General features: G+C 25.0%; 21 protein-coding genes and 2 tRNA genes. 21 read left to right on the forward strand and 2 right to left on the reverse strand.

Translation table 4 applies throughout. The annotated features are described in order from the left end of the window. From ACXX88_RS00265 to ACXX88_RS00275, 3 genes are all read left to right on the forward strand, one after another. Window positions 1-933, forward strand: a complete 933-nt coding sequence (locus tag ACXX88_RS00265) for an ABC transporter permease (protein WP_458557495.1) — start codon at window positions 1-3, stop codon at window positions 931-933. A 63-nt stretch (window positions 934-996) separates the two neighbouring features. Continuing rightward, entirely contained in the window at window positions 997-2,538 is a 1,542-nt protein-coding gene (locus ACXX88_RS00270; protein WP_458559224.1) for an LppA-related lipoprotein, read from the forward strand. Continuing rightward, a complete protein-coding gene (locus ACXX88_RS00275; RefSeq protein WP_458559225.1) occupies window positions 2,525-3,250 on the forward strand; it encodes a class I SAM-dependent methyltransferase in 726 nt (241 codons plus the stop codon). The genes ACXX88_RS00270 and ACXX88_RS00275 overlap by 14 nt, the downstream gene beginning before the upstream one ends. A 45-nt stretch (window positions 3,251-3,295) precedes the next feature. On the opposite strand, the gene ACXX88_RS00280 is transcribed toward ACXX88_RS00275, so the two are convergent. Beyond that, a tRNA-Arg gene (locus ACXX88_RS00280) sits at window positions 3,296-3,372 on the reverse strand. Window positions 3,373-3,395: 23 nt separating this feature from the next. Continuing rightward, a complete protein-coding gene (locus ACXX88_RS00285; protein WP_458559226.1) occupies window positions 3,396-3,893 on the reverse strand; it encodes a dUTP diphosphatase in 498 nt (165 codons plus the stop codon). A 131-nt stretch (window positions 3,894-4,024) separates the two neighbouring features. Between ACXX88_RS00285 and ACXX88_RS00290 the strand changes: the two genes are divergently transcribed. The 18 genes from ACXX88_RS00290 to ACXX88_RS00375 all read left to right on the forward strand — a co-directional run bounded on the left by ACXX88_RS00290 (window position 4,025) and on the right by ACXX88_RS00375 (window position 24,887). Next, window positions 4,025-4,100, forward strand: a tRNA-His gene (locus ACXX88_RS00290). 88 nt (window positions 4,101-4,188) lie between these two features. Continuing rightward, window positions 4,189-5,010 (forward strand): class I SAM-dependent methyltransferase, encoded by an 822-nt coding sequence (locus ACXX88_RS00295; protein WP_436358952.1) that lies wholly within the window; start codon window positions 4,189-4,191, stop codon window positions 5,008-5,010. Continuing rightward, a complete protein-coding gene (locus tag ACXX88_RS00300) occupies window positions 5,003-5,260 on the forward strand; it encodes a hypothetical protein (protein WP_458559227.1) in 258 nt (85 codons plus the stop codon). Before ACXX88_RS00295 ends, ACXX88_RS00300 begins: the two co-directional genes overlap by 8 nt. A gap of 166 nt (window positions 5,261-5,426) precedes the next feature. Continuing rightward, on the forward strand, window positions 5,427-5,609 hold the full coding sequence (locus ACXX88_RS00305) for a hypothetical protein (RefSeq protein ID WP_458559228.1): 183 nt from the start codon (window positions 5,427-5,429) through the stop codon (window positions 5,607-5,609). Window positions 5,610-5,742: 133 nt separating this feature from the next. Then, on the forward strand, window positions 5,743-6,741 hold the full coding sequence (gap, locus tag ACXX88_RS00310; RefSeq protein ID WP_436358954.1) for a type I glyceraldehyde-3-phosphate dehydrogenase: 999 nt from the start codon (window positions 5,743-5,745) through the stop codon (window positions 6,739-6,741). A 165-nt stretch (window positions 6,742-6,906) separates the two neighbouring features. Further along, window positions 6,907-7,878, forward strand: coding sequence for a DNA (cytosine-5-)-methyltransferase (dcm, locus tag ACXX88_RS00315; RefSeq protein ID WP_458559229.1), 972 nt, complete (start codon window positions 6,907-6,909; stop codon window positions 7,876-7,878). A gap of 82 nt (window positions 7,879-7,960) precedes the next feature. Then, window positions 7,961-8,722, forward strand: coding sequence for a DNA adenine methylase (locus tag ACXX88_RS00320; protein ID WP_458559237.1), 762 nt, complete (start codon window positions 7,961-7,963; stop codon window positions 8,720-8,722). A 3-nt stretch (window positions 8,723-8,725) separates the two neighbouring features. Continuing rightward, window positions 8,726-9,439 carry a DpnII family type II restriction endonuclease gene (locus ACXX88_RS00325; protein ID WP_458559230.1) on the forward strand — a complete coding sequence of 238 codons (714 nt, stop codon included), beginning with the start codon at window positions 8,726-8,728 and terminating at the stop codon, window positions 9,437-9,439. Between the two features lie 274 nt (window positions 9,440-9,713). Then, the gene (locus ACXX88_RS00330; RefSeq protein WP_436358958.1) at window positions 9,714-10,019 is read left to right on the forward strand and encodes an Asp23/Gls24 family envelope stress response protein; all 306 of its coding nucleotides are present in this window, start codon (window positions 9,714-9,716) and stop codon (window positions 10,017-10,019) included. 1 nt (window position 10,020) lies between these two features. Then, window positions 10,021-11,637, forward strand: coding sequence for a DAK2 domain-containing protein (locus ACXX88_RS00335; protein ID WP_436358959.1), 1,617 nt, complete (start codon window positions 10,021-10,023; stop codon window positions 11,635-11,637). Then, complete coding sequence (gene plsX, locus ACXX88_RS00340; protein WP_458559231.1) at window positions 11,637-12,632, forward strand: phosphate acyltransferase PlsX; 996 nt, start codon at window positions 11,637-11,639, stop codon at window positions 12,630-12,632. The genes ACXX88_RS00335 and plsX overlap by 1 nt, the downstream gene beginning before the upstream one ends. Window position 12,633: 1 nt before the next feature. Then, complete coding sequence (gene rnc / locus ACXX88_RS00345; RefSeq protein WP_458559232.1) at window positions 12,634-13,296, forward strand: ribonuclease III; 663 nt, start codon at window positions 12,634-12,636, stop codon at window positions 13,294-13,296. A gap of 2 nt (window positions 13,297-13,298) precedes the next feature. Then, on the forward strand, window positions 13,299-16,241 hold the full coding sequence (locus tag ACXX88_RS00350; protein ID WP_458559233.1) for an AAA family ATPase: 2,943 nt from the start codon (window positions 13,299-13,301) through the stop codon (window positions 16,239-16,241). A gap of 135 nt (window positions 16,242-16,376) precedes the next feature. After that, window positions 16,377-18,416: an alpha-amylase family glycosyl hydrolase gene (locus ACXX88_RS00355; protein ID WP_458557488.1), complete on the forward strand. Its 2,040-nt coding sequence runs from the start codon at window positions 16,377-16,379 to the stop codon at window positions 18,414-18,416. Between the two features lie 202 nt (window positions 18,417-18,618). Beyond that, complete coding sequence (locus ACXX88_RS00360; RefSeq protein WP_436358964.1) at window positions 18,619-20,259, forward strand: alpha-amylase family glycosyl hydrolase; 1,641 nt, start codon at window positions 18,619-18,621, stop codon at window positions 20,257-20,259. Between the two features lies 1 nt (window position 20,260). Beyond that, window positions 20,261-22,603, forward strand: a complete 2,343-nt coding sequence (locus tag ACXX88_RS00365) for a glycosyl hydrolase family 65 protein (RefSeq protein ID WP_458559234.1) — start codon at window positions 20,261-20,263, stop codon at window positions 22,601-22,603. Further along, on the forward strand, window positions 22,597-23,256 hold the full coding sequence (gene pgmB / locus ACXX88_RS00370) for a beta-phosphoglucomutase (RefSeq protein ID WP_458559235.1): 660 nt from the start codon (window positions 22,597-22,599) through the stop codon (window positions 23,254-23,256). Before ACXX88_RS00365 ends, pgmB begins: the two co-directional genes overlap by 7 nt. A gap of 578 nt (window positions 23,257-23,834) precedes the next feature. Further along, complete coding sequence (locus ACXX88_RS00375; RefSeq protein WP_458559236.1) at window positions 23,835-24,887, forward strand: MAG3090 family protein; 1,053 nt, start codon at window positions 23,835-23,837, stop codon at window positions 24,885-24,887. The last annotated feature ends 98 nt before the right edge of the window (window positions 24,888-24,985 follow it).

Here is a 24,985-nt window from a genome sequence, read left to right on the forward strand (position 1 = left end):
ATGGCAATATTTTCAATAATTTTAGTTTCATCAGTTTTACTGTTTGTTATTCTTGGTTTTTCAGCACTTTCTGGAATGTTCAGTGAAAGAGTTGGAATTGTTAATATCGGAATTGAAGGAATGTTAATAATTGGTGCTACTGTTTATGGATTACTTAATTATTTATTTAAAGTAGAAAGTGCTTGAATGCAAATACCATTATTAATAATTTCTTCATTGGCAACCGCTTTATTTGCATTATTGCATGGTTTTGTTACCATTAAATTAAAAGGAGATCATATTATTTCAGGGGTTGCAATAAACTTATTAGCTCCTGCATTAAGTATTTTTTTCTTAAGAACTTTTGGAGATGCTAATAAATTCCCGCAATATACACAAGAATTAGCATGATCTCAAGATTCATTCGCAAATCTCAAAAATATTGTTTCTCTTAAATTAGTTTTAATATTAGTTATATTTCTTGTTGCACTAATAACATTAAATAAAACAAAATGAGGTTTAAGACTAAAAGCTATCGGAGAAAATCCACAAGCAGCAGATGTTGCTGGAATTAATGTTAATTTCTACAAATGACAAGGATTAATTATTTCTGGATTACTTGCAGGACTTGGAGGAGGAATCTTCTATCAATGAAAAGGAATTAGTTTTACAGGAAATGCTGGTGGATTTGGATTCTTAGCTCTTACTATTTTAATTATGGGTAGATGAAGAACATCATGAATCTTCTTTGTAACTATAATCTTCTCATTAATTTACGGAACAGCTTTAACATTACAAGCATCAAGCACAGGAGTGTTAGCAGCTGCAAGTCAATATGGTTTCTTAATTACAGCTACACCATTCTTGATTACAATATTTATTTTAATATTTACATCGAAAAGAGCTATTGCTCCAGCTGCAGTTGGACAACCATATGACAAATCAAAACGTTAAATTTAAAGCAAGCCAAAAAATGGTTTGCTTTTTTATTACTTTAAAAGTGATAAAATAATAATTATGAAAAAAAATAAAAATCATTTTAAATTTTGAAAATCATTTATAGTTTTATCGCCTATTACTTTATCTTTAGTAGCATGTGGACAAAATAAAACTGAAAAAACAACAAATGAAGATTCAATAAAACCGGAACAACCAAAAATCACAAATCCAAGTGAAAATATAAATACTTCAACAAATACAAATTCCAATACACAAGCAGGAAATAATAATTCTTCTAATAACACTTTAAACAACGATGAAAACAACAATAAACAGCAAAATACAGATGTTTTTGCATCTTTAAAAGATTTTCCAACAACACTAGAAGTAACAGAAAGAAATAAACAATTAGATGCACTTTCTTTTTATTATAAATATAAAGATGCTCCTGATTTAATTGCTCAAAACATTTCAATTAAATGAGAATTACAAGAAGAATATAAGATAAGAGTTATTTTTCCAAATGTAGATAAAATTAATAATTCAGCAGGAAAAATTAGTGATTTAGTTTTAATTTTTATTAAAAATCATCAAGATAAAAACATCGCCATATCTTTACAAGGATTTAAAACTAATTCAACAAATACAGTTGATGAAAGAGAAAACTTTTTAACAAAAAAAGATTTAAATGGCTCAAGCGTACTAAAATTATTTCCTTCTTTAGTTGCTTCAATGCTACAATATAATTCAAATATTGATAGTTTTAGAGAATTGCAAAATTCATCAACAACTGATGATTTCACTTTAAATTATGAATATTTAGGTTCAGGAAATAAAGAAAATTTAAAACAACTTTTCAAAGATAAAAATATTGTTTTAAATCCTTCATTAAGTACTTTATTTTTTGAAAAACACGAAGATTCAACTAAACCAAAATATAATTATGAAGTTGTTGGGGTATCTGCTAACGATTTAGAAGGGACTATGCAAGTTGAAGTCTCTATTAAACAAATTGATAATAATACAGGAGTTACAGATTCTTATCATAAATATTTTGAATTTTCAGGATTTAGAAAATTTGAAAAAAATCAAAATGGTAATTTAATTTCTAATCCCTTTTCAGTTTATTTACTTGAAAATGAAGCAATAGAAATAATTAATAAGTATAAATTAAAATCCAAAATTGAAAATAGCATTAGTAATATGAATATAACTAATGAAAAACAAAAAATAACACTTTCTATTACAAACCAAGAAAAAGATACACTAAAAAATGCTATATTTAATAAATTGTTAATTGCTGTTTATGATAAAGAAAAAGAAAAAATCTATAACAACTGAGATAATTTACCAAGAGCAACTAAGTTTATAGCAAGAAAAGATAAAACTTCAATATATCCTTTTATAACATCAATTACAAAAGAGATTATTGAAAATGTTGACTTTTATGTATTTAAAGAAACTAACTCTGAAGAAAATAAAATAATAATGCAACTTGAATTAAAGATTTTTCCTTTTGTTTCCAGTTCTATTAATGACTTAAGATCCATTACTTTTTCAGATCAAGAAATACACTGAACAAAAGACTTAATTGAATTTAATTTAAATGAACTTAAATAATAAAAAAGTTTTTCAAGAAAGAAAAACAGTTGAAAGATATAAAAAAGACTTTCAAGAAATAGGATTGTGAGAATCAGAAAAATTTTTAATTGATAAATATTTTCCAAATAAAGAATTAAAAATTTTAGATTTAGGTTGTGGTGTTGGTAGAACAACATTTGCTCTTTATGAACTAGGTTATAAAAATATAACTGCCATTGATATTTCACAAAATATGATAGAAAAAGCAAAAGAAATTAATTTATCTAAAAAATATAATATTGAATTTAAAGTAGAAGATGCATCGAGATTATCTTTTAAAGATAATTCTTTTGATTATGTTTTATTTTCCTTTAATGGTTGACCTGGAATACCAAGTGAAAAATCAAGATTAAACGCTTTAAAAGAAGTATTTAGAGTTTTAAAAGAAAATGGAATGTTCATTTTTTCTTGTCATGATAGAGAAGAAGTAGAATATTTAGAATATTATAAAAACTTTATAGAAGAATGTAAAAAGGAATTTAGATTTGAAAAATATGGTGATTTTATTTTCAAAAATGAAGACAAAATCTGTGATTTTTTACACTTATATTCTAAAAATGAATTAAAAACAATTCTTGAAAATCAAAATTTTGAAATTTTAGATATCATAAGTCGTAATGAAAATTTTCAAGAAAATAAAAAAATTTTAGAAATTTCAGACAATACAAATTTTTGAATAGTAAAAAAATAAGGATTAGAGTCCTTATTTTAATTTATAAAAAAAAGAATAAAAAAATGGCGATCCCGAGAGGATTCGAACCTCTGACAACAAGCTTAGAAGGCTTGTGCTCTATCCTGCTGAGCTACGGAACCACTAATATGTATTATACCATAATTTAATATTTTTCTTTAATTCTTTTTAAATTAATTTCTGCTTTTTTAAAGTAAGCATTAATTAGCATTTCTTCTTTAATATTTAAAATATCTAAAAAACCAAGAATTAAGCTAAAAAGAGTTGATAAATTTGTTGAGTTAAACTCTGTTTGAAAATCAATTGCAGCTTTAAAAACATTTTGCAATTGGATGTTAATATCAGCTGAAACTGCTGTTTTTTTAATTATAGGATTTAAATTTAAATTATTAGCACATGAACTTAAAAAATGAATTATGTCAGCTCATTCTTCTAATAATTTTTCATTATTAATATTTCTATTTTGTTTTCAATATTTGAATGATTGCAATTCATTTGCAAATTCAGCAATTTCGACAATTATTGCCAAAGTCACTTGCTTATGTCACTCCAAAACATCCATTGAAACATTTCTTTGTTTTATTGATTCTTCAAATTTAGAATCAAGTGTTTTTTGAAAAATAAATATTTTAGTAAAATCCATAATATTATTATATATTAATTTCTTTTTTATTTTTAAAACTAAAGAAACTTTTATTTTCTTTTAATGAAGATTAATAATTTATAAAATTGTTTGGCAAAAAACGATATTATTGTATAATATTAATAATTATGGCGGATGTGGCGAAGTGGCTAACGCATCGGGTTGTGGCTCCGACATACGCGGGTTCGATCCCCGTCATCCGCCCCATTTTTTAAGTTATCTTAAAATTTAAGAAATTTAAAAAATGGTTTTTTTTATTTTCTTAATCATATCTGAAATATAGTAAAATAAGAATATGCAAATAAAACTTGATCAATTTTATACAAAAAAGGCAATTGCTAAAAAATGTATCTCTAAAATTGATAATTTAGAGCAATATAGTATTATAATTGAACCTTCAGCTGGAGAAGGTAGTTTTAGTGATTTGTTAAATAATGTTATTGCTTATGATATTGAGCCTAAAAACAGCAATATCATTAAACAAGATTTTTTTTGTGTCAAAATCAATAAACCAAATACTGAAAAAATTTTAATTATAGGGAATCCGCCTTTTGGTTATAGATCATCTTTAGCTAAAAAATTTATCAAACATTCAATAGATTTAAATGCTTCAACAATTGCATTTATTTTACCTAATACCTTTAGTAAAATAACTAATCAATCAACTAGTTTATTTCCAAAAGAGTGGAAATTAGTTACAGAATGAGAATTACCGAAAAATTCTTTTTTTGTTTATAATCAAGAACAAAAAGAAGTATATCACGTTCCTTGTACGTTTTTTGTTTGAACAAAAATGACAGAAAATAAACAAAAAGATTTAAGAAAGAAAAAACCTACAATTATTCCAAAAGAATTTACTTTTTTACCAAGAGGAAGCCAAGAAGCTGATTTTACTATAAATGGAAATTCTGCAAAAATTAAATCATTACAAGAAGTGACAAATTCAAAATCTGAACATTATATAAAAGTAAAAGAAAATTATGATATTGAACTAATTAAAAACGAATTTAGAAAATTAGTTTTTAAACCTAAATCATCAATAAATGGTGGTAATTATTGAATAAATCAAGATGAAATAATAATCGCTTGAAATGAAAGGAAAAAAACACGTGAGTAAAGAAATTAAAGACATTTTCAAAGTTATTGAAAGTTATAAAATAAGAATAAATAATTTTAACAAATATGTAAATAAAGAAAGTATTGATGAGCAAAAATTAGAAGATATCACAAGTTCTATTAAATATTTTTTTATTATCTCTGTTTTGAGTCCACAAAGTAAATCCACCTTACAACAAACTTTTATAGAAAAAAAAGTTTGAATTTGAAAAGATATCACCGAAGTTAGAAAAAGGTGATTCAAAAGATAAAGACAACCTTTATTATGAAATAAAATGTTCCACTCCTTCTGCAAATGGCAATATTTTAAATATTGTCCAAATCAGATTACACCATGAATTAGATTATTATTTATGTGTTTTTATAGATGATTTGTTTTATAAAAATAATTTTCTATTTTTATTAACCAAAGAAGAAATGGAAGAAGAAATTAAAATTTTAGGACATAGTGCACATGGAGTTATCAACAAAAACAATAATAATAACAAACAAGAATATCGTATTAGCATAGATTTAAATGATTTAAATAATACAAACACTAGTAGGTGATTAGAAAAATACAGAGACTCAAAACTTGAAGAAAAATTATTCAATTCATAATAACTTTAAATCTTGGATTTTACTATTAAATAAAAATAAATAATCTTTTTTTAATTTGTAATATAATTTAAAGGAAATAAATAATTTTAAAAACAAAAGTAAAAATACATTTATTTTTAAAGAAAGGTATAAAATGAAAAAAATTGCTATAAATGGATTTGGTAGAATTGGTAGATTAGTTTTCAGAGCAATTCACAAATTACATAAAAATGATTTAGAAGTTGTTGCTATTAACGACTTAACAGATGCTAAAACATTAGCACACTTACTAAAATACGATTCAGCTCACGGAAGATTTGAAGGAACAGTAGAAGTTAAAAACGGAAACTTAGTAGTTGATGGAAAAGAAATTAAAATTTTAGCTGAAAGAAACCCAGAATTATTACCTTGAAAAGATTTAGGTATTGATGTTGTTGTTGAATCAACTGGATTCTTTACTTCAAAAGAAGGATCTGAAAAACACTTAACAGCAGGAGCTAAAAAAGTATTAATTTCTGCACCAGCTTCAGGAGATTTAAAAACTATAGTTTACAATGTTAACCACGACATTTTAACAAAAGATGACAAAGTTGTTTCAGCAGCTTCATGTACAACAAACGCTTTAGCACCAGTTGTTCACTTTTTAGATAAACACTTTGGAATTGAACGTGGATACATGTCAACAATTCACGCTTATACAGCAGATCAAAGATTACAAGATGCACCTCACTCAGACTTAAGAAGAGCAAGAGCTGCAGCTATTAACATCGTTCCTTCTTCAACAGGAGCAGCAAAAGCTATTGGATTAGTAGTTCCTTCATTAAAAGGAAAATTAGACGGTATTGCTTTAAGAGTTCCAACAATTACAGGATCATTTGTTGATTTAGTAGTTGAACTTAAAAAAGATGCAACAGCAGAAGAAATTAACTCAGTTATGAAATCACATTCAAGTGAATCATTTGGTTATACAGATGAACCAATCGTTTCTTCAGACATTATTGGAGCAACAGAAGGATCAATTTTCGATGCAACTTTAACAAAAGTATTAACAGTTGATGGAAAAAATCTTTACAAAATTTACACATGATACGATAATGAATCATCATATGTAAACCAATATGTAAGAGTATTAAAATTATTATCTTCATTATAATAATTATTCTTAATAGATGCATTGAAAAATGCATCTATTTTTTTATTTGTTTTTAATAAATAAACTTTAAAATAAAGTAAAATAATAATAGAAATTAGTGTTAAAAAAATCAATAGAATTAAAAATACAAAACAACAATAATAAAATTATAAAGGAGAAACATCTATGAAATTTTTGGATTTATGTTCTGGAATAGGTGGAGGCAGACTGGGATTAGAATTAAATGGATTACAATGCATAGGACATTCAGAAATAGAAGAAAATACAGCTGAAACATATAAATTACTATTTAATGATGATAAAAATTTTGGAGACTTAACTAAAATTAAAGCAAGAGATTTGCCAGATTTTGATTTTGTGATTGCAGGTTTTCCTTGTCAAACTTTTTCTATAGTAGGTAAAAGAGAAGGTTTAGAAGATGAAAGAGGTCAAATAATTTATCATATTATTAGAATTTTAAAAGAAAAACAAACAAAATATTTTATTTTGGAAAATGTTAAAGGTTTAATAAATCATGATAAAGGAAAAACTTTTGAAATTATAAAAAATGAGTTACAAAATGCTGGTTACAACATTTTTTACAAAGTTTTAAATACTAAAGATTTTGGTATACCACATTCTAGAGAAAGAATATATATTGTAGGTTTTAAAAACAATTTAAACATTTTAAATTTTGAATTTCCACAAGAAAAAGAGAAAATATATAATTTTAATAATTTTATTGATAAAAATAATACTAATATACTTGAAACAAATAATAAAACTTTTTTAAAATATTTAGGTAATCCTTATAATCAAAATTTATATTCAATTAATGATATATTAAAATGAGAAAATACTGTAATTGATACAAGACAATCAGATTTAAGAAAATACAATGAAATATTTCCTACTTTAAGAAAAGGGAGACACGGTTTATTATACATACAAAATAAGCAAATTAAAAAACTTAATGGTTATGAAGCTTTGCTTTTGCAAGTTTTTCCAAAAGAAATAGTTGAAAAAGCTAAAAAAATGAACTTAAATAATAATAAACTCCTTTCACAAGCAGGAAATGCAATGACAGTAACTGTAATTCAAAAAATTGCTTCTAAAATGCTTACAATAATAAGAGAAAGAGAAAAAGATGGAAAATAAAAATAATACAATGGATAAAACAAAAACTAAGACTATTCCTTTTGTTAAATGAGCAGGCGGAAAAAGGTAGATTATAGAAAAAATACAAGAAAAATTACCAAAAACAATAAATAGATATTTTGAACCTTTTGTTGGTGGTGGTGCTGTTCTTTTTTCTATTGAAGCAAAGAAATATTTTATTAATGACATCAATAGTTCTTTAATAAATGCTTATATTCAAATAAAAGAAAATCCAGATTTAGTTATATCTAATCTTGAAAAATTAGATAAAACCTTTATAACAAAAGGTGATTACTATTTAATTAGAGAAAAATATAATGAAAAAATTAAAAATAAAGAATTTGATGTAGAATTAGCAACATTTTTTATTTATTTAAATAAAAGATGTTTTAATGGTTTATATAGAGTTAATTCTAAAGGAGAATTCAATGTCCCCTTTAATGGAAAAGAAAATTTTTCTTCTTTTTCTAAAGAAAATATAGTCAATATTTCTAATTTTTTGAATAAAAAAACAGAAATTATGAATTTTGATTTTGCAACAGTTTTAGAAAAAGCAAAAAAAGGAGATTTTATTTTCATAGATAGTCCATATGATTCTTTAGAAAATAAATCTTTTGATTCTTATACAGAAGCAGGATTTGATAAAGAAGAACACATTAGATTATCTCAAGTTGTAAAAGTTTTGGACAAAAAAGGTTGCTATATAATGTTAACTAACCATAATACGGATTTAATAAATGAATTATATAAGGATTTTAATAAAGAAATAATCAAAGTAAAAAGGTTAATTAATAGAGATAAAAATAAAAGAACAGGAGAAGAAATAATAATAACAAATTATTAATTTATGAATAGAATAGAACAATTTAAAAAGAATTTACTCAAAACAAATAGAAATTATTCTTTCTTTGTTAATTGAGAAAATATAAAAGACTACAAAATTTATTTACCTTTTTTAGATAAATTAGATATTTTAATAAAAAACAAGAATTTTGATCAAACATTCAAAATGATTTTAAAACAAAATCCAGAAGTTATTAAAGTTTTCCCATTGCTTATTGCTTTAAGTAAAAAAGAAAGAGAACTTTTTACAAAGACAAAAATCAATTTAGAAATAATTGATGAAGATATTAAAACTGAATGTTTTAATTTCAATTTTGACAATAAATTATCAGACTATGAAATAGAAAAATTTCTATTATTTTTCCATAAAACAGGATTAAAAAAGTTATTTTTGGATTTTTTACAAAATAGTGTAATTGATTATGTTTTAGGTATTTTAGTAGGCTTAGATTCTAATGGAAGAAAAAATAGAAGTGGCAGTTGATTTGAAAAAAGGTGCTTTGATTCTTTGAAATTAATTTGTGATAAAAACAACATAATCCTATTTCAACAGCAAAATTTTAAGAATGTTCAGAATATAAATGATATGCATAAAATAGGAGATTTTCTTCTTCTGAAAAATGATAAAATGATTAATATTGAAGTGAATTTCTTTTTTAATAGCGGTTCAAAACCTATAGAAATAATAGATAGTTATATAAATAGAAATAAGAATTAAAAAATAATAAAGTAGCTTTTATTTTAATAACTGACGGACCATTTTGAAGTAAAAATGCCGATTTTTTATTAGAAAAAATGGAAGGAAAAATAAATTATTTTAATTTTTCAGAAATAGAAAGTCAATATTTTGAAAAATTATTATTAGATTTTTTCAAAATTTAAAATTTATTTTACTCAAAAATAAACGTTTTTTTCTTTTTTTTACTGTTTAAAAAGAATAAAATGTTATATAATTTAAAATATTTATAGTTATCTATTTTAAAGAGGTGAAAATGGTTGAAGAATTAAGAAACCAACTTTTAGAAAAAATTTCTTTAATACCAGGAATTTATGGTTTTTGTAATATTAATACTGAAGCAAATGTTTTAGCTAAAGCTCTCAAAAGAGAAGAGTGAGAAAAATCAATTTTTATTATTAAAGGAAATAATGGCTTAAAAATTAATTTAGCCATAATTTTGTTATTTTCTGTTAGTGTTAAAACTGCAGTTGAAGAAATAAAATCAGTTATTGAATACCACTTACAAAAAAACGAACTAAAATTAGAAACTTTAAATATTCATATAAAGGGGATTAAGTAATATGAAAATTTTAAATGGTGAATTATATGCAAAAATGTTAATTTCAGGTGCTAACAATTTAGCTAATTCTAAAGAAAAAATAAATGCATTAAATGTTTTCCCTGTTCCAGATGGTGATACAGGTAGCAATATGGCTACTACAATTTCTGCAGGAGTTAAGAATATTTTAGAAACAAAAAGTACTAGAATTGATGAAATTTCACAAAAAATATCAAGAAATATGTTACTTGGAGCTAGAGGAAATTCTGGGGTTATTGTTTCTCAAATATTTAGAGGTTTTGCCGATTCATTTGCTAATAAGAAAGAAATTAATAGTTTTGAGTTAATTGAAGGATTTCGTAGTGCTACTTCTAAAGCATACTCTTCAGTTTTAAAACCGGTTGAAGGAACCATTTTAACAGTAATAAGAGAAGTTACTGAAAAATTAGAACAAACAATTACTCCTTCAACTAACATTAGTGAAATTTTTAAAATTGCAGTTGAACAATCTAAAATTAGTTGTAACAACACAAGAAACTTATTACCGGTTTTAAAAGAAGTTGGTGTTAATGATTCAGGTGGTGAAGGACTTCGTTTAATTTTAGAAGGGATGTACAAATTAACAATCAATGAACCAGTTGAATTAAGTGATGAACAAGTCAATATTTCTGATTTTGTTAGTGATACAGAAATTTATGAAGGTGAATTTGGATACTGTACTGAATTCATTATTGAATTAAAAAACCCTAAAACATTTTCTAAAGATAAAATCGTTAATGAAATTTCCAAAATGGCTACTTCATTAGTTGTAGTTCAAGATGAAGATTGAGTAAAAATTCACGGTCATGTTTTAAAACCAGGAATGCTTTTAAATGCTGCTCAAAAATATGGTGAATTTATTAAAATCAAATCCGAAAATATGACTATTCAAGCAAATGAATCTAAAAATATTGCAAATGATACTAAAAATACAGAAAAAAAATACAAATCTGGTTTAGTTTCATGTAACACAGGTCAGGGAATTATAAATGTAATGAAAGAAAACGGTGTTCACTTTATTATTGAAGGAGGACAAACAAATAATCCTTCAACAAACGACATCATTCAAGCTATTAATTCTATAAATGCTGAAACAGTTTTTATTTTACCAAACAATTCTAATATTATTTTAAGTGCTCAACAAGCTGTTCAAACCATTCAAGATAAAAAGGTTATTATAATTCCAACTAAAACACAAATTCAAGGAATAAGTGCTTCTTTAAACTTTAATGAAGAATCAGATTGAGATGATAATAAAGAGCTTATGGAAGATGCAATTAAAAGCGTAAGCACAGGAGAAGTAACGATTGCAAGCAGAGAAACTACAATGAATGGAATCAAAATTAAAGAAGGTGATTATTTAGCAATAGCAAATGGAAAAATTATTGCAACAGCTTCTAGTTACAACGATGCTGCTAAAAAAGTTATTGAATCTTTAATTAAAAGCAGCACTGAAATTGTTACCATTTACTACGGAACAGATTCTACAAAAAGTGATGCTAATGAAGTTTTAAATTACATTGAGTCTAGGTATGATGTAGAAGTAGAAATAAAAAATGGACAACAAAAAATTTATCATTACTTAATAGGAGTTGAATAATGAAAACAATTGCTTTTGATTTACTTGGAACAGATACACCTTTAAAAGAAAAAATAGTTGCTGTTAGTCAATTTTTAGATGAAAATAGTGATTATAAAATCTTTTTAATAGGAGGTGAAAAGGAAATTTTAAAATTTCTAAAAAACAAATATATAAAAAACAATCAAATAGAAATAATCAACGAGATTAATGTTGCTAAAGCAAATGAGAACAATATGCGTGAAGTTTCTAAACAAACTACAAGTATGTCAGTTGCTTTAGATTTAGTGGCACAAAATCAAGCAAAAGCAGTTTTATCTGCTGGAGATTCCGGTACTTATTTAGGGATGGCTACTTTAAAAATTAAAAGACTCACTAATGTTGCAAGAGCAGCATTTATGCCAATGATTCCAACATTAATTGAAAATAAATACTTCTTGCTTTTAGATTCAGGTGCTAATTTAATTGTAAAACCAGAATACTTTGTTCAGTGAGGAATTATTTCAAGCATCTTTTATGAAAATTTATTTAAAGTTAAATCACCAAAAATTGGTTTGATTAATATAGGAACTGAAGATTATAAAGGCTATGATTATCACAAAGATGCTAACTTTTTATTAAAATCAAATCAAAATCTTAATTATAAAGGTTTTATAGAAACAAGAGATCTTTTAAAAGGAGATATTGACATCGCGCTAGCTGATGGTTATGCAGGTAACATAACACTAAAAACAATGGAGGGAACGGTTTTAAATTTTTCTAAATTATTAAAAGAAAAATTAACCAAAAAACTTTTTAGAAAGATTTTTGCTTTATTTTTGAAAAGAGCATTTAAAGAAGTAAAAGAAAGATTTGATTATAGAAATGTAGGAGCAGCTTGAGTAATCGGTTTAAACGGAATAGTAATTAAATCACATGGTTCATCAGATGCAAAAGCATTTTTAGGAGCTCTTAATCAAATAAAAATAGCAATTGAAAGTGATGTTTTAGAAAAAACTAAAGAGGCTATTGCTTAAAGTGAAAAAAGTTGAAGAATTTTTAAAAAGCATTAATATAATACCTAATGATTTAAAACTTTTTATACAGGCTTTTACGCATAAATCATTTACAAATGAACATAAAAATGAAAAAAATTATGAACTTTTAGAATTTCTTGGTGATTCACTAATAAATTTTAAAAGTACATATTATATTTATCAAAAGTATAAGAATTTTAATGAAGGAGAAGCAACAATTAAAAGATCGCAAATTGTTGATACAAATTCACTTTCATTGTTGTCTTTTGAATTAAAATTAAATGAATTATTAAGAATTTCTAAAGGAGCTATGGAAATTCTTAATAATAAAAAAACGAATGCTGATTTATTTGAAGCCTTAGTAGCGGCTATCTATTTAGATCAAGGAGATAAAGTTTTAGAAAAATTTCTTGAAAAAACTTTATACAAAACTATAAACAAATCGATTTTAGAAATAAAGAAAGATCCTAAATCTGAATTTCAAGAAATTTTACAATCGATAACAAAACATCCTGGAGAATACAGGGTTCAAAAAATAGGCGAAGAATTTTATGCTGAATTACATTATGATGGTAAAATTTTTGGAAAAGGAAAAGGAAAAAATAAGAAAAATGCAGAAATAGCAGCAGCTAAAGATGCATTGAGTACTTTTAAAAAGAGGTAATTATGAAATTAATAAAAGTTGAAGCACAAGGTTTTAAATCATTTGCTGATAAAGTGGTTTTAAATTTTGATGGTGGAGTTGTTGGAATTGTTGGTCCAAATGGTTCAGGTAAATCTAACATCAACGATGCTATTAGATGAGTATTAGGAGAACAATCTTCTAAAGCCCTTAGGGGAGATAGTATGGAGGATGTAATTTTTGCTGGTTCTAAGACGGTAAAAGAATTAGACAAAGCAGAAGTTATTTTAACCTTTGATAATAGTGATAAAGCAGTTTCTGTTCCACATGATATTTTCACCATTTCTAGGGTTTTACACAGAGGAAAAGGCGGAAATGAGTATTATATCAATGGAGAATTAGCAAGATTTAAAGACATTAAAGAAATTGCTATGGAATCTGGGATTTCCAAATCATCATTAGCGATTATTTCTCAAGGAACAATTAGTGATATTGCTGAAGCTTCACCAGAACATAGAAGAGGTATTATTGAAGAAGCTGCAGGAACTTCAAAATATAAAGCTAGAAAAGTTGAAGCATTAAGAAAATTAGAAACAACTGAAGAAGCTTTGGATAAAGTTAGAACAATTATTGCTGAACTTGAAAAAAGATTAATTCCATTAAAAAAACAAGCTGAAAAAGCAAAAATTTTTATTGAAAAATCAGCTGAATTAAAATCTGTAGAAGTTGGTCTTCTTGTTGAAGATCTTAAGTTTTTTACAGATAAAATGGGATTTTTAAAACAAGAATTAACTAATATAATCGAAAAAAGAGATGATTTAGAATCAAAATTATCTTTATATTCAACTACAATCAATGAAAATACTAATCAAAAATTAAAATTAGAAACAGAAGCAGATCAATTACAAAATGATTTAACTAAAGTTGAAAATGAAATCCATCAATTAGAACTAAGACAATCAAAAATAACACAAAGAAGACAAGATATTATTAATGGAGATATTAAAGCAACTCCAGAAGAACAAATCGCTAGTTTAAAAGAAGAAATTGCAGAAATCCACGCAAGAATCGGGCATTTCCGTAGTTCAGAACAAAAAACAGAAGAAACTATTTCTCAAAGTTCAAATGAATTAACAAATATCGAAAAAGAACTTTATAGAGTGGCTTCTGAAAAAAATTCTTCATACAATAAACACGAAAGTGCTAAAACTAAATTAAGAATTTTAGAAGAGCACAAAAACAATAAAACCAATTTATTTAAAGGTACAAAAACTATTGTTGAAAACAAAACTTTATTTGGTAAAGGATTCAAAGGAACAGTTTTTGACTTAATAAAAGCTGAAAAAGAATTTGCACCAGCAATTGAAGCAATTCTTAAAAGTGCATTGCAACACATTGTTGTTGATGTTCCTGAAACAGCAGTTAAAGCAGTTAACTTTTTAAAAGAAAATAATGGTGGTAAGGCTACTTTCATTCCTTTAGCATCTATACAACCTAAAGAAATGAAACAAGAACACAAAGTTGCTTTACAAACACAACCTGGATTTGTTGCAATTGCTTCAGAACTTGTTGACACAGATAAAGAATTTTTCAAACTAAGAGACTTTTTACTTGGTAATATAGTTGTAGCAAAAACCATTGAAGATGCCAATAAATTATCCAAACTTTTACAACTTAAATATATGGTTGTATCGCTAGATGGAGACATTATTAGAGTTGGTGGAGTTATTTCAGGTGGAGCAAAAGAAGAAACAGATAATAGTTTAATGCAACTTGATGATAACATTAATGAATTAAAGAAAATAATTCCTTTATTATTAAAGAAAAAAGAAGAGTTTGAACAAAAAGAAGTAGAATTAAAAAATAAAAAAGAAGAATTAATTTCTACAATTAATGAATGAAAAAATGAACTTGCTAACACAAAACAAAAAAGAGTAGATTTAACAGATAAATACGATTTTTTAAGAGCAAAATATGAATCAGTAAGTTCTGAAGCTCTTGAAATTTCAAAAACAGATGAAATTAGTAATAATCTTGTTGAATTAACAAACCAAAAAAACGAGATGGCAGCAAATCTTAGAATTAAAAAAACAAGAATTGCTTCTCTTGCAAACGAACTTTTACCTTATATTAATCAAAAAAATGAAGTTGAAAAAGAACTTTATGAATTAAGTAAAGTAAATGCTCAGCATGAAAATGATAAAAATAAAGTTGAAATGGTTTTAACTGAAAGTCAAAGAAGATTAACAGAACATTATCAATTAACTTTAGAAACTGCACAAAATAATTTCAAACTTGAAATGGAAATTGAAAATGCCAGAACTCTTGTTAATGCTTTAAAAGAAGAAATAAAACAATTAGGAAATGTTAATTTGGATTCTATAGAAGAGTGTGAAGAAGTTGAAGAAAGATTCACAAACTTAAAAGATAATGAAGAAGAATTAAATGATGCTAAAAACACAATTCTTGAAGCTATTAGTGAAATGGATAAAATCATTGTTAATAAAATTCAAGAAACTGTTAACATTGTTAATAATGAGTTTAGATTTGTATTTCAAACAATGTTTGGTGGTGGAGATGCACAAATCCAATATACAGATCCACAAAATATTTTAGAAACAGGAATTGATATCATAGCTCAACCACCAGGTAAATCAGTTAAAAATTTAAAACTGTTTTCAGGTGGAGAAAAAGCAATTATTGCAATTTCCTTATTATTTGCAATAATTAAAGCTAAACCTATTCCATTATGTATTTTGGACGAAGTAGAAGCAGCACTTGACGAAGCTAATGTTATTCGTTATGCAGAATTTTTACAGTCATTAAAAGAAAAAACACAATTTATAGTTATTACTCACCGTCACGGAACAATGACTAAAGTAGACCACTTATTTGGAGCAACTATGCAAAAACGTGGTGTTACATCATTCTTTAGTGTTGAACTTGCAAAAGCAAAAGAAATGATTCAAGATGGTGAAGAACAATAAAAATTAAAATACCATTAATTTGGTATTTTATTTTGCTGATATTATATTTAATATAACAAATATCATACATTAAATTTTAAAAAATTTTAAAAATGTTATAAAATATAATTATATTAAAATCAAAAAAGAGGAAAAATGATGGAATATAAAGGAAATTATGAAATTGTAAATAAAAATGTACAAAGAATTGATGAAAGAGTTTCTAAAAAAATAAGTTCGCAAGGAATTTTTAAAAAAGATAACTTCTTCTTTTTTAGAATTTGAATACCAGATGTGGCTGAAGTTTATGTTGAAATATTTAATAAAAATGAAAGAATGCAAAAGATTACTACAATCGGTTGCAAAAGAAATAATGATTTATGAACAGGAAAAATTTCTGAAATTTATGAAGGATATTATTATTTATTTAAAATAAAAAGAACTAAAGATCAACCTTTTGAATATATTTTTGATCCATATGCTAAAGTTTTTGCACCTTTTGATTGAGAAGGAACAACTCAAAAAATCCCTTTAGCTGTAATTGTTGATTGAGAAAAAACATTAGTTGAAGAAATAGAAACTATCCCTTTAAAAACTAATTTAAATAATGGTGTTGATCCTTTAATTTATGAATTACATATTAGAGATTTTACTTCACTTTTAGATCAAAATAACTTTAAGAATCGTTTAGGAACATTTAATGCTGCTTTGGAAAATAATATTTTTGAATACTTAAAAGATTTAGGAATAACTCATTTACAACTTCTACCTATTCAATCTATTTATACATTAAGTGATAAAAACTTAAACATTTTAAATAAAAATGAAGGAACAGGATGAACAACCAATTATAACTGAGGTTATGATCCTTTAAATTACTTTTCAATTGCTGGATGATACTCATCCGATCCTAAGGATCCTTATGCAAGATTAAGAGAATTTAAACACTTTGTAAATGAAGCACATAAAAATGGTATAGCAATAATAATGGACGTTGTTTTTAACCATATGATGATTAATGATTTATTAGAAACAATAACTCCAAATTATTATTTTAGAAATAATTCTGAAGTTTTTCCTGTTGATTTACCAGCTCTAAATAGTGAAGCAAAAATGGTAAGAAAAATGATGATTGATTCTTTAGTATATTTTGCTAAATACTTTGGAGTAGATGGCTTTAGATTCGATTTATCAACTTTTATTGATAAAACAACTCTTTGCAAAATGCAAGATGAACTTAAAAAGATCAATAAAAATATTGTTTTACACGGAGAAGCATGACCTTTTAGTGATTTAAAATTTGAAAACTCTTTTACTAAAGGAGTAAATACCAATAGTATTAAGTTTGCTTATTTTAATGACACTATTAGAAACGCAATTAAAGGTGCTGATAGTATAGAAGATAATGAAAAAGGACTTATAACCAGTAATTACAGTAAGTTTAGTGATTTTCTTGTTTCAATTACGGGAAATATACAGAAATTTGATTATCCAAATTCAGAGTTTATCGAAAAAGATGCTTATTCAGTTTTTGCTAATGAGCCAAATATTACATTACAATATGCCGCTTGCCATGATGGTTTTACCCTTTGAGATAAAATAATAACCACTTCTAACTTGTCATTTAGCGAAAATATTAATTTATATAATCAAGCTTTAATGATGCAATTAACTTCACAAGGTAGACAATTGATTTTAGCAGGAACAGAATTATTACAAACAAAACCTCTAGATAAATCAGGACAACACGATAATAGATATTTAAAAATTTTAAATAATGATAATAATTTATCAAATGATAAAAATGATTTTGTTGTTGATAATTCATACAAAACAACAGACTACGTTAATGGTTTAAAATGAAATCATCTTCAAAATAGAAAAATTAAAGAAAAAGTTTATGATTTTCTTAAAAAACTTTTAAAATTTAGAAATAAAACAAAATATTTTAGACTACATACCGCAAAGGAAATAAATAGAAAATTAAAATATAAAGAAATAAGAGAAAATTTTGTTGTTTTTTCAGTAAAAGAAAAAACAAACAAAGCAATAGTTATTCATAATTTTAATGACCACCCAGAACATTTTGATTATAATAAATATAAATTAGTTTTATCTTCAAGACACATATCTTTAAAAGATAAAAAAGAAAATATAGTACCAGCAAAAACATCTATAATTTTAGAAAACAAATAAAAATATTTATAATTCTATATATGGTGAAAAAATAAGAGAAAAATATTAGTCAAATGCCCAATTATAGGGCATTTTTATTTATTCTCAAATAAGATATAACATTTGATATTATTTGAATTTTTGAAAAATGATAAAAAAATTTTTTTATTTTTATTTTAGTAGTAAAATAATAGAGATTATACACAAAATAATGGAGTGAAAAATGAAAGATAATTTACAAAAATGAGGGGAAAAAGTAATATATCAAATTTTCCCAAGATCTTTTAAAGATTCAAACAATGACGGAAACGGTGATTTAAAAGGAATTGTTTCTAAACTAGATTATTTATCAGAACTTGGAGTAGATGCAATTTGACTTTGTCCAATTTATGACACAGAGTTTGCAGATGCAGGTTATGATGTTTTGGATTACAAAAAAATATGATCAGTTTTTGGAACAATGGAAGATTTTAAAGAATTGGTTTCTAAAGCAAAAGAAAAAAACATTGAAATAATTATGGATATTGTTTTAAACCACACTTCAAACAAACATCAATGATTTTTAAAAGCTATTGAATCAGAGAAAAACCAAGAACACAATTATTACATTTGAACAGATAAACCAGGAAAAGAAGAATCAATTTTTGGTGGTAGTGCATGACAATATGTACCTTCTTTAAATAAATATTATTTCCATTTATTTGCTAAAGAACAAGTGGATTTAAATTGAGAATCAGAATTTACTATTAATGCTATGGTAGATGTTATTGATTTTTGATATAAATTAGGGGTAAGGGGATTTAGATTAGACGCTATTCAACATGTTCATAAAGAAATAAATAAGGGTAAATTTAAACATTCATTTGGTTCAAAAATGGTTCAATATTTACAAAAATTTTTAAACAAAATTTATGAAACAAAAAATGATGTTTTCTTTATTGGTGAAGCATCTGGAATTCAACCAGATACAGCATTAAAATACGGAAAAGGTAAAGAAAAAATAGCAGATAACTTCTATAATTTTGGTTCATGATGAATTGGTTGAGGAAAACAAACAGGAAGAAATGGTTATGATGCAAATTGAAATACTAATGATTTTGCAAATTCTTCAATTCTTGAATATCAAAACAATTCTGAAATCAAAAATTATATGATTACTAACTTTAGTTCATCACATGATACAGCTAGATCTATTTCAAGATGAGGTGATGAAAATCTTTATTGAAAAGAATCAGCAAAATCATTTGCTCTTTACCAATTCTCTTTAAAGGGAATCCAAACAATTTTATATGGAGAAGAAATTGGACTAAAAAATCCTGTTTTTAATTGCAGACATGAATTCAGAGATGTAGATGCTTTAAATGCTTACAGAATTTTTGTTGATGAACAAAAATTATATACAGAACAAGAAATGACAAGATTTCACAATATAAACAGTAGAGATAATTCAAGAGTACCGATGGTTTGAGATAAAACTGAAAACTTTGGATTTAATAAAGGAACTAAAACTTGAATTAAAAAATCAGGTTATTATAGAGAATCTTCTGTTGCTGAACAAGAACAAAGAAGTGATTCAATTTTAAATTTTTATAAATCAATTATTCAATTAAGAAAAAAATATAAAGAAATTTTAATTAGCGGAAATTCAAAAATGAAATTATTAGATAATGGTGTTATTCAAATTGAAAGATTTGATGATTTTAATAACAAAATTATTTCATTGATAAATTTAACTAAAAAAGAATTAGATATAAATATTAAAAATATTTTAAATAAAGAAATTTTAATTAGTTCATATACAGATAAGAAAGGAATTAAGAATACTTTAAGACCGTATGAGTCTATTATGTTCTTAGAAAAATAAAATGGCTAAATTATTTTATGATACAAAAAATTTTATTATTAGTCAAACAGGTTTCGATCCACTTGTAACTAAAAAAACAGAGTCTATTTTTTCACAAGGTAATGGTTATTTAGGAATAAGAGCAGTTGATGAAGAAAGAAGTGTGTTTAACAAAGAAGATTTCTTTGTAAACGGAATTTTTAATCAAGGAGACAAAACAGAAGTTTCTGAAATTGCTAACTTAGCTGACTTAATTCAAACTTCTATTTATATTGATGATGAAATTTTTATGATCGATAAAAAAATGGAGTATAAAAAGTCTTTAGATTTAAAAAACGGATTACTTTTTAGAGAAATTAAATTTTCTAAAAAATCCAAAAAATTTGTTTTAACTTTTAAGCGTGTTGTTTCACAAATAAATAAAAACATTTATGCTCAAGAAATAGAAATTAATCAAATAAGTGGAGAACCTTCAAAAATTAAAATTTTACCTTTAATTAATGGTCAAACAACAAACCATGGAATTCAACATTTTGATGAAGGTAAAAAAATCTTAATTGCTCCTTCACTTTTACAATATCAAGAACAAACAAATGAATCACAAAGATGAGTGATTCATAATATGAAAGTAAAAGCTTACTTAAATGGAAAATTATTAGAAAGCGGAAATGATGATTATGTTTTAAAAATGTCTCGTAGACAAGTGGGATACGAAATTAAAACAACCATTTCTACAGAAAAAAACTTTAGATTAGAAAAAATAATGTCAGTTTCTACTTCTGTTGATAAAGATCCAATATTAAGTTTTGATGAAGTTAAAGAAAATGCTAAAAATTTAAGTATTTTATTAGAAACACTAAAATTTTCGAATTTAGTAAAAGACAATAAGAAAGCATATGATGAAATTTATAAACAATTTGATGTTCAAATTGAAGGTGAAAAAGATGCTGAATATGATGCATTAGCACTAAAATTTGGAATTTATCATATGAATTCTTTTGTTCCCACACATTCTTCAAATATGTCAGTAGGAGCAAAAGGATTAACAGGTGAAGGATATCAAGGACATTGTTATTGAGATACTGAATTTTTCGTTGTTCCAAACTATTTATTTACTAAACCGGAAGTTGCAAGAAATCTTTTAGAATACCGTTACAAAGGAATTGAAGGAGCAAGAAGAAAAGCTGCAGAAAAAAATATGATTGGTGCTCAATATCCTTGAGAAATGGCTTGACCAACAGAAGGAGAAATGACACCTTATTGAGGGCAACCTGATGTAGTTACAGGAAAACAAGTTCCAATTGCTTCTAGAGAACAAGAAATTCACGTTCCAGGTGACATTGCTTTTGCTGTTGATCAATATTTCCAAGTAACTAATGATAAAGATTTTATGGTGCAAATGGGTTATGAAATGATTATTGATACTGCTATTTTCTGAACTTCTAGAGTTGAGAAAAAAGGGAAAGAATATCATATTAGCAATGTAATGGGACCAAATGAATATAAAGGTAACATAACAAATAATAACTTTATTAATTTAATTGCTAAAAGAAACTTAGAACTAGCTATTTTCTATATAGAAGAATTATCAAATACAAAGGAAAATCAGGCAATTTTAGATAAAATTGCAGCTAAATTACCTTATAAATGAGACTTGGAATTAATGAAAGATGTTAGAGATAATTTAGTACAACAATTACCAAATGAAAACAACATCATATGAGAAAATGATGAGTTCAAAAATCTTCCTTTAATTGATGTTACTCCTTTCCAATTATTAGGTGATGCAGGTAAAAAATTATTTAATACCACTGAAGGACACAAGAGATTAAGTTCTCAACTTGTAAAACAAGCAGATGTTGTTCTTTCCACATTTGTTTTAGGTGAACTATTTTCTAAAGAAGTAGCTGCAGCAAACTTTGATTATTATGAACCTATTACAACTCACGATTCATCTTTAAGTCCTACAACTTATGCAATTAAAGCTGTAGATTTAAGAAAAATGAACATTGCGTATAAATTATTTAAATATTCTTTAAATATTGATATGGGAACTAATTTTCATTCTGCAGATGCAGGAGTGCATGCAGGTTCATTGGCAGCAATTTGACAAAGTATTGTTTATGGATATGGAGGATTTAGATTTTTAGATAAAAAAGTATTTATTGCTCCGATTTTACCTAAACAATGAACAAAATTAACTTATTCAATATTAGTAAAAAATACTAAATTAAAAGTAACTGTTAATAGAAAAGACTTTACAATTGAAAAACTTTCAGGTAACGATCTTGAAGTTTATGTAAATGAAAAACCAGTAATTATATCTAATAAAAAACAAAAATTTGAGGTTATTGAAAAATGATAAAAGGTTTAATTTTTGACTTAGATGGAGTTATAACAGAAACCGCTTCATTACACTATAAAGCTTGAAAAAATGAAGTAGCTAAAATTGGTTTAAATTACACAGAAGAACAAAATAGTTCTTTAAAAGGATTAAACAGAATTGATACTTTAAATGCTATTTTAAAACTTTTTAATGTTTCATTAAGTGAACAAGAAATAGTAACAATGGCTAATAATAAAAATGAATATTATAAAAAATTATTAGAAACAGACATTGATCAAAAAGATATTTTAGTTAATATTAAAGAATTTTTAAACACAGCAAAAGAAAAAGGATTAAAATTAGCAGTTGCTTCAAGCTCTTATAATGCTCCATTAATTTTAAGAAAAATTGGATTATTTGATTATTTTGATTTTATCGTTGATCCTGCAACAGTTTCTAAAGGAAAACCAAATCCAGAAATTTTTTTAAAAGCTGCACAAGGACTTAATTTAAAACCAGAAGAAACAATTGGTTTTGAAGACGCAATTGCCGGTGTTCAAGGTTTAAAAGATGCTAATATTCATACAGTAGCTATCACACATAACGAAAAAGAAAATTGAAGTATTGCAGATAAAATAGTTTCATCAACTGCAGAACTTAATTTAGAAGAATTACTTGAATTATTTAATTAAATAAATTAATTAATTTTCAATAAATTTATTTTCATAGAGACATAAATGTAGATATCTAATTTATGTCTTTTTTTAATTTAGTAAATTTAAATTTAATTATTTAATGCAATAAAGCAAACAGAAATTTTGAAAATTTTAAAATCTAATTATTTAAAATTAAAACTAAACCTTTAGTTTTAATGAATATTAGTTCAAATATTTCTGTTTACACGGTAAAAATCCCATATTTTGCTTTTTTAATGTATAATATTATAAGTTATGAAAACACAAAAATATAAGGAATTATTAAACCAAAAATTTAATATCTATAATATATATATATATATATAGAATTTTCTTATTAATTTTTTTATTATTCTTGTCTTTAATTTTATAAAAAACGATTTTAAAAGAAATTTTAAAGTTGTTTTTCGTTACTTAAGAAGAATTAATTTTTTAAAAATTATTTATATAATTCAAGATTAATATAAGTAATAACTAATTTAAATAAAGTTTAAAAATATTTAATATAAAAGTATAAATTAGATGAAATATTATATTTTATTCAAAAAGAAAATAAAACAAATAAAAGGAAAATTATGAAACGTTTATTATGCCAATATAACAGAGATTTTGATAAAAAATTCTCAAAAACATACCCTTGAGTATTAAAACACCCAAAATTAAAACAAGGACTAGCTTTATTTAAAACAAGAAAAGAAGCTATGAACTGATTCTTAGCAGTAGGATATGAAAGTGCAATTTGATTCCAAACAGAAAAAAGAATCTTTGGTGGATTATTAATTATGGATAAAACATCAGATGGTTTTGAATTTGAATTAAACACTGAAAAATTTGATGGAGATATCAAATATGATGAAGCAATGGAAGAGTTTTATATTTTTACAAATTCTAGATTAAGAAATCAAGAACAAGCGGATCAATTTTTAAAAGAAATTACAGATTACAAAGTTCTTGCAGATCATAAAACATACTTCCCTGCTAATGATGACTATATTCCAGAAAGAAAAGTTTCAAGTAAAGATAGAGAAATAGAAAGATTAAACAGACAAATGACTGATCTTGAAGAATTATTTAAAAGTTCAAATGGATCATATGCAAAAGAAATTGCTGTTTTAATGGAAAAACTTAGAGATAGTAATTCGGATAAAGAAGTTTTAAGAAAAGAAATTGAAAACTTAAAGAAAAAAATTCTTGAATCTATTGATAAAGAACCAGAAAAAGTTATTGTTGAAAAGGAAAAACCTGTATTTGTAGAAAAAGAAGTGGTTAAGGAAGTTGTTAAAGAAGTTCCTGTCTACATCGAAAAAGAAATAGTTAAGGAAGTAGTTAAAGAAGTTCCAGTTTATATTGAAAAAGAAGTTGTAAATGAAGTAGTTAAAGAAGTTTATATTAATGAAAATAAGAAAGAACCAACAAAATACTCTAACTCCTATAATTTAGAATCTTCTAAACAGCTTGAAGCATTAGCAATTTATTCTCATAAATTAGAAAAAATTGCTTCTTCTTATGATGAAACAATGATAACTTCAACACAAGATTACAATGAAATTAAAAAAGAACTTGATTTAGTTACAAGTGCATTAGATTCTTTAGATCAAACATTTAAAGATGACTATTCACAAAAATAAACATGGACACAAAAACTTAACATTATTTTATAACGTCGCAGCAAATTGTTGCGGCGTTTTTCGGAAGTGTAATAAATTTTGTGTAAAAATTTCTCAAT

This window comes from Mycoplasma sp. 5370 (assembly GCF_054343435.1).